The organism is Oribacterium parvum ACB1 (genome assembly GCF_000238055.2).
In the GTDB taxonomy this organism is placed as follows: Bacteria; Bacillota; Clostridia; order Lachnospirales; family Lachnospiraceae; genus Oribacterium; species Oribacterium parvum.
On the sequence record NZ_KE148312.1, the window covers coordinates 2,375,704 to 2,387,664 of the forward strand.

Here is an 11,961-nt window from a genome sequence, read left to right on the forward strand (position 1 = left end):
TTTTTTAAGAAGCCAATTTCATATCTCCGGGCTTAATCCATCCCATTTTCCGGCAAAAGGCGGAACAAAGTAAGGATAAAACAGCCGGAAGAATAAAGCAGAGAAGCAGTAAAGAAATCCAATCCATCGCGCTTACAGCGGACTTGCCTCCCTCCTCTACCGCCTTTAGCCAGCCGGTATATACACCAATCGGGCCTACGAGTCCACAGGTACCCATACCGGAAGTCACCGCAGGTCCATTATTTTCAAAACGGAAAATGCAGGTCGCCAAGGGTCCTGTAATCATGGATGCAAAGGTCGCAGGAATCCAAATCCTCGGATTTTTTACGATGTTTCCCATCTGCAACATGGAAGTTCCCAAGCCTTGAGAAACAAGCCCGGATACTCCATTTTCCTGAAAAGAAATCACTGCAAAGCCAACCATCTGTGCACAACATCCTGCCACCGCAGCACCTCCTGCAAGGCCGGTAAGCCCGAGAGCTGCACAAATGGCCGCAGAGGAAATCGGAAGGGTAAGGGCAATACCCACGAGAGCCGAAACCAGGATTCCCATAAAGAAGGGCTGCAGTTCCGTCGCCCACATAATGAGGCTTCCTACCTGAATGGCCGCTTTACCGATAAGCGGTGCCAAAAGAGCGGAGAAAAGCATTCCGGAGCCTATCGTCACAAGAGGAGTCACGAGAATATCTACCTTCGTTTCTTTAGAAACCGCCTTTCCAATTTCTGTGGAAAGAATGGCCACAAACAGGACGGCGAGCGGTCCTCCGGCTCCTCCCAAAGCATTGGAAGCAAAGCCCACGGTAATTAAGGAAAAAAGAACCAAGGGTGGTGCCTGCAAAGCATAGGCAATAGCCGTAGCCATAGCCGGCCCGCTCATTGCGGAAGCCATAGCACCCACAGTGTAATCCACACCACCGATAGTAGCCACCACTCGTGTTAAGGCGGTAACTCCCAGTCGTTGCCCTATCGTATTTAAAATGGTGCCGATTAAGAGGGAGCAAAAAAGCCCCTGCGCCATTGCGGATAAGGCATCTATCCCGTAACGTTTTAGTGATATTTCAATATTTTTCCGTTTTAAAAAAGCCTGCATTTTCCTCTTCCTTTCTCTTCGAGCTATTCTATATTTAGCTCTTCGATGCTAACTTTTCAATTCCTGCTTTCCGATTCTAGCTTTCCTTTATAAGCGATCTTTAAGCCTATATTATTTTAACGATTTTGTTCTGATTTTGCTATGGATTTCATTCTATATCCTTTGGTTTTTTACTTCCCTTGTCGTCATCCGATACCGGTTAAAGTCTCGCTACGTGAACGGTACTCGTTCAGAATGAAAAAGGAGACATAGCAAAGGCTACATCCCCTTCTTTATGAATAACTACTCTATTCTCTAAAATCTTTAAGCAGCCGTACACATATCTTTAAGTCGCTACACACTTCTTTAAGACACTGACACACTTCCTAATGTTAGATGTTGAATTTTCCGCTCTTTTCTTTAAGGAAACACGGAAGTGCATTAATTTTCTTTAAGATACTTAGCTCCTAATCGATTTGGAACTCTGAGTTCCTTTCTGCATACCGTTAAAATTATTACAAGGATATACGGTAAAGCACTAAATAATTCACTGGGTATAGTGCTGAGCCCTAGCGCCTTAACATATATGCCGATTGCCTCGGAAATTCCGAATACAATACCGAAAATTAAAGCGCCTAAGGGATTCCAGTTTCCTAAAAAGCAGATTCCGAAAGCAATCCACCCTCTTCCACTGATAATTTCCGAAGTATACATCCCCACATTACATAAAGAATAATAAGCACCCGCTATTCCGCCAAGACTTCCTGCTACAAGCACAGCTCCGAATCGCACGAGCCGCACATTCAGTCCTGCCGCGTCTACTGCTTCCGGATTCTCTCCGCAGGAACGAAGGGTAAGCCCCAGAGAGGTTTTAAAGATAATAAAAAATACAATCGGCACCAAAATATACGTGCAGTAGGTAATCATATTCTGAGAAAAAATAATCGCGCCTAAAAACGGGATTTTACTTAGAATCGGGATTTCCATATTCGGGAGTACCAAAACCTTAAGAGGAGTCGTCTGAATCCCGAAAATAACGCGGTAGAAAAAAGTGCAAAATCCGCTTACCAAAATGGCAATGGCAGTTCCCATCACGATCTGGTGCTGATTCATATACACTGTCGTTAATGCATATAATGCAGCGACCGTCAAGCCGCAGAACATCGCGATAAGAAAACCCAGCCAAATATTCCCTGAAATATAGGCACCGATGAAGCCGCCCCATGCTCCAATCAAAAAGATTCCTTCCACTGCCGTTACCATCATTCCGGTTCTTTCGGCAATAACCTCACCTAAAGCTCCGAGAACTAAGGGGGTACTCATAAAAAAGGCTCTTGTCAACAAATTGGTCAAGTTATTCATGCTACTTCCCCTCCTTCCTGAACTTTTTTCTTTTTCAATCTATCGAGCTCTATCTTACGTCTAAAGAAGAAAGACATCAGCACAAAGAGCATAACAAAACCTTGCAACAAATCAATTACGCTGGCCGGCGCATCGGAAGCATGCCCCAAAGCCGTACCCCCAACCTGCAAAAATCCGAAGAGAAGAGCAGCCGGAATCACCGCAAGAGGATTGGCATTAGCCAGGATAGCAATCCCTATCCCGTAAGATCCGATCTGTGTGTCAAAACCGGTGAGAAGCATATGTTGCATTCCATTTACCTCTACCAATCCTGCAAGGCCTGCCATAGCACCGCTAATCGCAAAGGCAATCATATATTGCCTCCTGGGTGCTATTCCGGACATTCTTGCGGCATCCTGATTTAAGCCGGTTACACGAATCCGATATCCCATAGAGGTGCGATATAAAATATACCAAGCGATAATGGCTGTAAGTACAGAGAATACAATTCCTAGAGAAACTGAAGTTCCCGGTAAAATCTTGGGTAGCCAAGTACTCTTATCCAAATAATCCGTTTTTAAATACTCATGCTTGGATTCCTGTAAAAGAGTTCTCAGAAGGAGTTGCATCACATACTGAATCACATAAGTAGACATCATACTGATTAAAAACTCGTTCGCATTGAACTTTGCTTTCAAAAAGCCGATGATTAATCCGATGATTGCGCCTCCCAGCACTGCGGCAATGAGCGAGAATAAAATCACTACGAATCCGGGCATTTTTCCGCCAAGACTGAGGGAGACTGTAGATGCACAAATACATCCTGCATAAAATTGACCCTGTGCACCGATATTGTACAGATTCGCCTTGTATGTAAAGGCAAAAGCAAGTCCGGTCAGGATAAGCGGTGCCGTTTTAATCAGGATGTTTCCCATATTGAAGGTGCTGGAAAAGGTTTCCGAGAACATTACGGAAACGGCATAAAAAGGATTTACCCCAAGAAGCGGTAAAAAGATGAAACTCGCCACGAGTCCCAATATAATTGCCAGAGCCGTCCAAAAAAGTACATCAAAAATACTTTGCGTATTTGTGAAAGAAAGCTTCTTTCTTTGCTCTCTCTTATCCATTTGTCGCCTCCTTTTCCCCTACTCCTGCCATCAAAAGTCCAATTCGGTCCGTGCTTATTTCTCCATTCCTATAGATTCCCATAATACGACCTTTATACAGAACAGCAATTCGGTCGGAAAGAGCGAAGATTTCCGACAGTTCGGTAGACACCAACAAAATACTTTTTCCAAGCTCCTTTTCCTTTAAAATAGTCTTATGGACATAATTGATTGCCCCCAAATCCAGACCTCTCGTCGGCTGATCGAAGATAACCAGATTTCTTCCCATATCTACTTCTCTGGCTACTACCAATTTCTGCTGATTTCCTCCGGAAAGGCTTCCTATATTCACACTATAATCCGGTGCCTTCACCTTATAATCAGCAATAATCTTTTCCGTATCTTGATTTACTTTTTTCCATTGGATAATGCCATGCTTTACCCATCTTTCCAGATAACTAGCTTTCAACATAAGATTTTCGGATAAACTCATGTCCGAGACCATTCCGTACTTATATCTGTCCGAAGCAAGATAACCGATTCCCTTACGAATTCTTTCCGTTATGGATAAATGGGTGACATCTTCTCCATCCAAAACAATCTCTCCCGTATTGATTGTCCGTGCACCGTAAATCGCCTCGCATAGCTCCTGTTGTCCATTTCCCGAAACGCCGGCAAAGCCCAGAACCTCTCCTCCCCGAATTTCAAAACTCACATCGGATAGGATCGGTACTTCATCCTTGGGAATAATACTCAAGTGAGAAACGGAAAATCTCACTTTCGGATTTTCCTCTTCTCCTCCCGGCGATTTCAAGACCTCTAAAGCATGTCCAATCATCATGTTGACCAATTCCGTCTCTTTAACGCTCTTCACTTCCTCTTCATTAATGGTTCCGCTGACTCTTCCATTTCTAAGAACAATAATTCGATCGGATACCTCCATAACTTCTTTCATCTTATGGGTAATAAAGACTACGGAATTTCCCTTGGCAACGTACTCTCTCACGAATTGCATAAGGATTTCCGCTTCTTGCGGAGTCAAAACCGCAGTCGGCTCATCCATGATGAGAATTTTAGAATTCAAGTACAGGGCTTTTAAGATTTCCACTTTTTGCTGAGCTCCAACAGTAAGATTCTTAACATACTCTCCTGCATTTACCGCAAAATGGTATTTATCCGCAAGATCCTGAATTTCCTTCTCCTTAGCTTTATAGTCAATTTTCCCCTTACAATGCCCTAAAATGATGTTCTCTGTAACGGTATGTGCCGGAATTAGCGAAAAATGTTGCTGAATCATGGAAATTCCGGAAGCGATGGCCTCTTTAGGGGAACTGATATCTCTTTTTTCTCCATGAATAAAAATCTCTCCGGATGTGGCATGATAAAGACCATATAAAATTTTCATAATGGTACTTTTCCCTGCGCCGTTTTCCCCCAAAAGAGCAACAACTTCTCCTTCTTTTATTTCCATAGACACATCATCGTTGGCAAGCACTTTGGCAAATCGTTTGGAAACGTGTTTTAACTCGACCAGTATTTTTTTCTCCATAAAAAGCTTCCCCCGAAATATCTATTCATAGATACAGCTGTCAAAAAATGTAAAATTCGATATGCACTTTTTGCAATAGTATTTTTAATATTTTGACGCCCGAATCTTGATATGATAAAGGGCAATGCCGAAAACATTGCCCTTTACACCGAACTGTAGAAATGATTTTTTCACTTGTCCGAAACCTATAGCATGTTTCGTTTCATCTTAACTCGATATTATCTTAATTAGAGAAATACTGCTTTAAATCCAGCTTTCCTGCAGTAATATCCTCTGTTGCTTTTTCTACTGCCGCTTTACACTCATCGGAGCACTGGTCGGTAAGGATAGTTTCAAATACACCTTCTTTCACACCGACTTCCTGTGCACCTTTTAATTCTCCGCTCTTAATTCCTTTGATAATCCAAGGATATACATTTGCCCAAGCCATATCTACAGAACCGACTACACAGTCACTTTCCGTATTTTTATTTGCGGCAAAACCGACAAATTTCGCTTTCTTTTCCGCTGTAGCCTGGATTGCACCGGAGGTTGCTTCATTAGAGTAGCAGAAAACCGTATCGGCACCATTATCAATCATCTGCGACGTCATAGCCTTTCCGATAGATACATCTGTCCAAGTGTTTAAGAAAGAACGATTCGCTTTTGCATCGGCAATACCTCTACTCTTTGCCACTTCCACCGCAGCCGCCTCATAAGTGTCTAAGAGGTGTACCATAGCAAGATTGGACTCACCGCCCATAGTGGCGAAATTTCCATTTTTCGTAGTGTATCCTGCTATAATTCCCGCAATGTAGGAGCCCTCATATTCCTTCGGGAATACCGGAACCATATTTTCGGAATCACTTTTTGTTCCGTTAATTACGGTGTAAACCGTTTTGGGATACTGCGGTGCAACTGCTGCGCAAGCCTCGTCAAACTGGCTTCCTGCAGACATCACGAGGTCATATCCCTTTTCTCCGTATTCGGTAAAGGTCTGTTCAAATTCTTCTACCGGAACGGATTCTACTACCTCAATCTTGGTTCCCAGCTCCTTATCACACTGCTTTGCACCGGCATTGTTGCTCGCATTCCAGCTCTGGTCGTCAATGCTTCCCGGAAGAATAAGCACGATCTTCATCCCTGCATAATCGCTGTTATCTCCCTCCTTCACGCTCTCTTGTGCCTCTGCTTTACTTTCTTTTGCCTGTCCCGATCCGCCACAAGCCGAGAGCAGTGCTCCCAAAAGACATACTCCTGCACAAAAAGCCAATAGACTTCTTTTCATTATTTAGCCTCCTTTATTAAATTTTTTTCTTTCTTCGAGTATATCTTTTATGTATCTCTTTTCGTACAGGATTATTTACCTATTTTATTAAAAATCTACAGAATATTTATCCTGATTCGAAGTTTATAGTATACAATAAACAGTATTTTTTATGAGTTTTTTCAATTCTTAGTGTTTTTATATTCCAGAGGAGTTAGATTATATGTTTTTTTGAAAACTGTGCTGAAATAAGTCGAATCCCGAAATCCCACCATCTCGGAGATTTCCGATACCTTATATTCCGGTTTTTTCAGAAGGATGCAGGCTTTCTTTAATCTGTACTCTATCAAAAAATCCGAGAACTTTACCTTCATATGCCGGCGAAATAAATCGGAAAAATAATTCGGTGAGATATACAGTGCATCGGAGAGCGTTTTTAAACCGATTTTTTCCGCATAATGAAGCTCTATGTAATCCAGTGCTTTTCTGATTAAAAGGTTTCCCACTTCCACGGATTCGTTTTCTTCACTCTTAGAAACAGTTCTGTTTACCCCTTCTATTTTCAGTTCTATTTCTCTGAGCACGGAAATCAACTCTCTGGGATTGGTCGGTTTTGTCAAATATCGGTATACTCCAGAGCGTATAGCCCTCTGTGCATACTTAAAGCTGCCGTATCCGCTTAAAATGATGATATAGAGATTTTTATCTTTTTCTCGAATTTTCTCAATCAGGTCCAAGCCGCTGTATTCCGGCATTTTTATATCCGTGATAAGTACATTTGGCTGTTTTTCAGCCATGTCTGAAAGAGAAGACATTGCATTGTCATAAATTCCAATCACTTCAAATCCGTCTTGTTCTTCCAGAAGTGTTTTCATCCCTCTCCTGATTTTCGGTTCGTCATCCACTATCATAATCTTCATAAATCTAATCCCTCAAACAAAGCCGGTATCCTTAGATCCACCTCTGTTCCTTCACTGACTTTAGAAAGAATACGGATTCCATATTCCGGCCCGTATAATAGCTTTATCCTCTTCATCACGTTGTTCAATCCGATGTTGGCTTTTCCGAATTGGATTTTCTCAATTTCCTCTTCTTCCATTCCCTTCCCGTTATCTTTCAAGAGGATGTTTAAGCCTTCTCTTCCCAAAAAAGCTTCTATTTCAATCTTTCCGCCTCTTGCAAGGGGTTCTATGCCATGCTTAATGGCATTTTCCACAATAGGTTGCAAAAGCAGTTTAGGACACCTACATTCCATACAATTCTCCGCAATGGAAATGCTATATTCCAATCTGTCCTCCATTCGGCATTTTTGTATTTCCAAGTAACTTTGAATATACTTTATTTCTTCTTTCAAAGGAACCTCTGTGCTGCTTCCCGAAATGGAATATTTCAGTAAATCGCCAAGGTTTACAATAATATCGCTGATATCATCTTCTCCTCTATCTAAAAGCATCCAGTTAATCGTATCCAGCGTATTATAGAGAAAATGGGGATTGATTTGTGCCTGCAAAGCTTTTATTTCCGCAGTCTTTTGCGCCATCTTCTCCTCGTAGACTTCATTAACAAGTCTCTTTATTTCTCCAATCATATAATTATAGGAATCAATGAGAATTCCGACTTCATCCTTCCTTTTCGATTCTATCCTGCTGTCCAGATTTCCCGATTGCACTCTTCCCATCTCTTCGGAAAGCTGTTGTAAAGGTTTGGTTACCGACCACGCAAGAACAAGACTGACAATGACACCCATAATCAAAGCGAGAATGACAAAGAGATATATTTTTTCCTGTAAAACTCGAATTTGCGGAAAAATATCATCCATGGCAATAACGGAAAGAATCCTCCAACCGCTAACTCCATTTAGCTGCCCACAAGCAAAATATTGTTTTTTATCCCAAGTAAAACTGAATCTCCGCTCTCCCGCTGCATATCGCTTCTGAACCGTTTCCAAATAATCCGCCTTCACGCTGTTATTGGAGCAAACGGCCTTTCCCTCTTTGTCCAAAATAAAGGTATATTGGTGGCGAAATGTACTTAAGTTATTGATTAAAAGCTTCGTGAAAATATCCGGTGAAAATTCCAGAATGACCGTTCCGAGTACTCGTTCTTTCTCTCTTATACTTCGAAATAAGAAAATAGACTCCCCTTCTTTTCCTACAAAATACATTGTTTTTTCCGGACTCTTTTTTGCTTCCTCCAAAGAAAGGGCAAAATCATCCTCTCTAGGCAAAGTGCTCTTTTCCGAGCAAAAAACAAGTCCATTTTCCTGATTTAAAAGATAAATACCGCTCACCGAAGTAAAGGATGAACTTAAATCCTGAAGGTAGGCTTTATTTTTATCTTGTGATTGATTTTCCTTGATACACAAGATTTCTTTCACCGAATGGGACTCACTGAAAGAATCTACTATGGCATTAAATTGAAGCAGCTGCTCCGTTACGCTCATATCAATCAGATTCAGCACATTCTCTATATCATCCTCTTTGTTTTGTATAATCAATTTTTTTACTGTGCCATAAGAAGCAGTCCCGACAAACAGGCTCACACAGATTAAAAGCGAAACCAGTGCAATTGAGATTCTTTTCCAAAGTGCCATTTTTATTCCTCATCCAATTGTATTTTCCCCTGCTTTAAGTCTTCTAAGACTCTTTTTAAATCAAGATTTGTATCGTAAGAAATCCTATCCGTCTTCGTCACATAAAACAAATCCTGATTCATCCCGATACGGTACATTCTTCTCTTTTCCCGAGAAGTCTTAGCATACTCTTTCAAAATCCATGCATATAATTTTTGAAAATCAAATACAACAGAAGCAATCACTTTATCCCGATTTAACTCATTTTGATCCGTAACAAAGCCTATCATTCGGGCTTTTTTATCCCGAATTGCCTCTAATGCTCCGAGGCAAACTTTATTTGCATAAACAAAAAGGATATCCGCATCCTCCTCCAACATCTGCTCACTTATCTTCTTTCCCAGACTTACATTATCCCAACTGTTTGTATAAGCCCTAAGACTCCGAGCCTCGCTAAAGCCTCTTTCTTTTGCAATTTTCACGGCATTCTTTTCATATACATCCAGCATGTTCTTCATAGAATGGTTGGGATACCCTCCTATCACCGCAAACACACCCGTATCCGTCTCTCTTCCCGCTATTACGGATGCTATATATGCCGCCTCTTTTTCATTGATTTGAAGGGAAAGCACATTTTCCATATCGAAAATAGAGCCGTTAATAACACAAAAGAAGGTTTTTTTGTACCTTGGAGCAACCGCTTCTATGGAATCATTAAATTGAGAGCCTGCCCCAATAATTAAGTCATATCCCTTCGCAGCGTATTCTACAAATATCCTTTCATAATCCTTTTCTTTTACGTTCTCAAGATATTCAATTTTTACATTCTTCTCCCGATTGCAAGCCTCTATCCCCTCAACATTTGCTTTATTCCAGCTCATATCGTCGGTGGATCCGGATAAGATGACCACTATTTTCTTTACTTTTACATCTACAGCGGTATTCCTTCTACATCCCGTTCCCGTAATAAACGAGAGGCCAATCGCTATGCATAAAAGCACCGGGAATGCCCAGGATATAGGGCACCTCTTCTCTACAATCTTCTTTATGGACAAAAGCTCCTTATTCATGCTCATTCTCTTATTCTTTCATATAGCGGCGCCTCTGTCATTACACCCTTTGCAAAATCTCCTCTTTGCAGCGTCACAAAATCCATATAGGGTATTCTATGCAAAAGATCTCGACAGCTTTCATAGATTTCCTTAAAGCATTCATGGCAATGTTCCTCCGGCATGTCCACAATAATCAGATAAGACTTTGTGCCATCCGGGTCGGACTTTAAAAGCATATCCAGCATTGCAATCTCGGAATGTGTCTTTGCAAAGGATATAAGTCTCCTATGCAAGGCTTCCACTTCTTCATTTTCCTCCGGATAGCCCAGCAGAACCTCCGTATCTTTCTTCACTTCCACGGACTGTACTTTCGCTTCCCCAAATTCACTTTGGTATCCCGGGGAACTCATCAGGTTATGGATAAGCTCCGGACTCACATAGAAGAGTTGCGGTCCATAGGGATTGATCACAAAGCCTTCTCCCTTAGTAAGCATGGACACAATTTGAGGGAAACCGGCAATCATGGTTTCTCTTTTCCATCCTGCCTCCATCTGCTGATTCATAGCCCCCATTTGCTGATCCATGGCGCCTAGTGCAAACCAATCTGTAAACACCGGAAGTGCTGATTCTCCCCGGTCCATGGTAACATGAGGGATGGTAATCTTCATCCCCGCCTTTAGTGTCACAGTTCCATCCTTCTCTCCCTTTGGCAGGCCTCTCTCTGTCTCTATCACCACCAAGTAATGACTCCGCACCAGCTCTCTAAAAAAGAGATTCAGAAACTCTCCCTCTCCCTGTTTTTCAAAAAACACGCAACTTAAACCCAAAAGATAGGGATTCTCCACCGCTTGATGCACATTCGCTTCAATCTGATAGGGAATGTCTGTAATTACGGCATATTTCCAATCCGGAGAAAGAGCCCCTTTTCGAGAGAAAAAGAGCTTTACCCTTCTCTGCCCTTGGGTTTCCTCTATCTTTATAATCGTGAGATGAGAAATAGTTCCATCACGATGCAGGGCATAAGCCTTTTCCCCTTCTTTGGCCTTTCCAAAGAGTTGGCCTTCTACAGAAAAACAATCTTCCTCTACAGCTGCATAGCTTTCCGCCATCAGAGTAAAACGGGTGCGCTCGCCCCCATTCTCACCATTCCTTTGATTTTCAGATTTAGACTCGTCTTTCCCGGTAAAAAACTTCTTTAACCCTTCTAACATTCTATCCTCCCGAAACTATGTAATTTCAAACTAAATCATCTGCGAAATTCTCTTCGCCCGATTCCTTTTGTGCTATACTGTAGGCAAATTATTATATCCCTTGAAAAAAATCTTGAACCAACAGCATTCTCTCTAATCTCAAAAAACATAAAAAATAATCCTATAAAGTTCTAAAAAATAGTCCTACTCAAGTATTTTATCTTATTATTCCTCTGTATTCCATACACTTATTTATCTTCTATTACTCTTTGATGCCCTATCAAATAGGGTGTATCATACTAGGAGATAACACTATGACAAGAACATTTATTCAGACCAACAAATTTTCCAAAAATTGGGACATCTTAGGTTTTGATGATGAAGACCTACGCTTATTGGAGCTAAAAAAGACCTTAGAGGAGGTACATAATGAGTAAAAAAACCGTATTCGACAGCATTTTATACGGACTGAATGAAGCACTGGAAGATGCAAAAAAAGAGACTCCTTCGTTAAAAAGACATCGAGTCACCGTCATTCCTCTCAAAGAATATGAAGCAAATGATATAAAAAAAATCAGAAATTCAACCGGCCTATCTCAAAAATGCTTTGCAAGTTATATGGGCGTTTCCATTAAAACTGTAGAAGCTTGGGAAGCAGGTACCAACCATCCTTCCGGTTCAGCCAACAGACTTCTTCACATGATGGAATTGGATAACGAACTCACAGAAAAATATCCCTTTATTTCCAAGGCCTCCTCCACCTAATATTTTTCACAAGAAAATCACACCCTCTACTATGAAATAGGTCTATACTATGCGGCGAAGAATAGCATGAT

At 41.4% G+C, this 11,961-nt stretch carries 11 protein-coding genes; 2 read left to right on the top strand and 9 right to left on the bottom strand.

Annotated features, from left to right (window positions below; translation table 11 throughout):
- Positions 1-4: 4 nt before the first annotated feature.
- From HMPREF9625_RS10585 to HMPREF9625_RS10625, 9 genes are all read right to left on the bottom strand, one after another.
- Positions 5-1,090: a PTS sugar transporter subunit IIC gene (locus HMPREF9625_RS10585; protein WP_009534688.1), complete on the bottom strand. Its 1,086-nt coding sequence runs from the start codon at positions 1,088-1,090 to the stop codon at positions 5-7.
- A gap of 420 nt (positions 1,091-1,510) precedes the next feature.
- Positions 1,511-2,431, bottom strand: coding sequence for an ABC transporter permease (locus tag HMPREF9625_RS10590; protein WP_009534689.1), 921 nt, complete (start codon positions 2,429-2,431; stop codon positions 1,511-1,513).
- Positions 2,428-3,537 carry an ABC transporter permease gene (locus HMPREF9625_RS10595; RefSeq protein ID WP_009534690.1) on the bottom strand — a complete coding sequence of 370 codons (1,110 nt, stop codon included), beginning with the start codon at positions 3,535-3,537 and terminating at the stop codon, positions 2,428-2,430. Before HMPREF9625_RS10595 ends, HMPREF9625_RS10590 begins: the two co-directional genes overlap by 4 nt.
- The gene (locus HMPREF9625_RS10600; RefSeq protein ID WP_009534691.1) at positions 3,530-5,065 is read right to left on the bottom strand and encodes an ABC transporter ATP-binding protein; all 1,536 of its coding nucleotides are present in this window, start codon (positions 5,063-5,065) and stop codon (positions 3,530-3,532) included. Before HMPREF9625_RS10600 ends, HMPREF9625_RS10595 begins: the two co-directional genes overlap by 8 nt.
- A gap of 223 nt (positions 5,066-5,288) precedes the next feature.
- Positions 5,289-6,332, bottom strand: a complete 1,044-nt coding sequence (locus HMPREF9625_RS10605; RefSeq protein WP_009534692.1) for a BMP family protein — start codon at positions 6,330-6,332, stop codon at positions 5,289-5,291.
- A gap of 161 nt (positions 6,333-6,493) precedes the next feature.
- A complete protein-coding gene (locus HMPREF9625_RS10610; RefSeq protein ID WP_009534693.1) occupies positions 6,494-7,231 on the bottom strand; it encodes a response regulator transcription factor in 738 nt (245 codons plus the stop codon).
- Entirely contained in the window at positions 7,228-8,904 is a 1,677-nt protein-coding gene (locus HMPREF9625_RS10615) for a cache domain-containing sensor histidine kinase (protein ID WP_009534694.1), read from the bottom strand. The genes HMPREF9625_RS10610 and HMPREF9625_RS10615 overlap by 4 nt, the downstream gene beginning before the upstream one ends.
- 2 nt (positions 8,905-8,906) lie before the next feature.
- The gene (locus HMPREF9625_RS10620; protein WP_009537993.1) at positions 8,907-9,953 is read right to left on the bottom strand and encodes a BMP family protein; all 1,047 of its coding nucleotides are present in this window, start codon (positions 9,951-9,953) and stop codon (positions 8,907-8,909) included.
- A 2-nt stretch (positions 9,954-9,955) separates the two neighbouring features.
- Positions 9,956-11,146, bottom strand: coding sequence for an enhanced serine sensitivity protein SseB C-terminal domain-containing protein (locus HMPREF9625_RS10625; protein ID WP_009534696.1), 1,191 nt, complete (start codon positions 11,144-11,146; stop codon positions 9,956-9,958).
- 293 nt (positions 11,147-11,439) lie between these two features.
- Here HMPREF9625_RS10625 and HMPREF9625_RS11535 point away from each other — a divergent pair, with 293 nt between their 5' ends.
- Positions 11,440-11,562 (top strand): hypothetical protein, encoded by a 123-nt coding sequence (locus tag HMPREF9625_RS11535; RefSeq protein WP_009534697.1) that lies wholly within the window; start codon positions 11,440-11,442, stop codon positions 11,560-11,562.
- Entirely contained in the window at positions 11,555-11,890 is a 336-nt protein-coding gene (locus HMPREF9625_RS10630; protein ID WP_009534698.1) for a helix-turn-helix domain-containing protein, read from the top strand. Before HMPREF9625_RS11535 ends, HMPREF9625_RS10630 begins: the two co-directional genes overlap by 8 nt.
- The last annotated feature ends 71 nt before the right edge of the window (positions 11,891-11,961 follow it).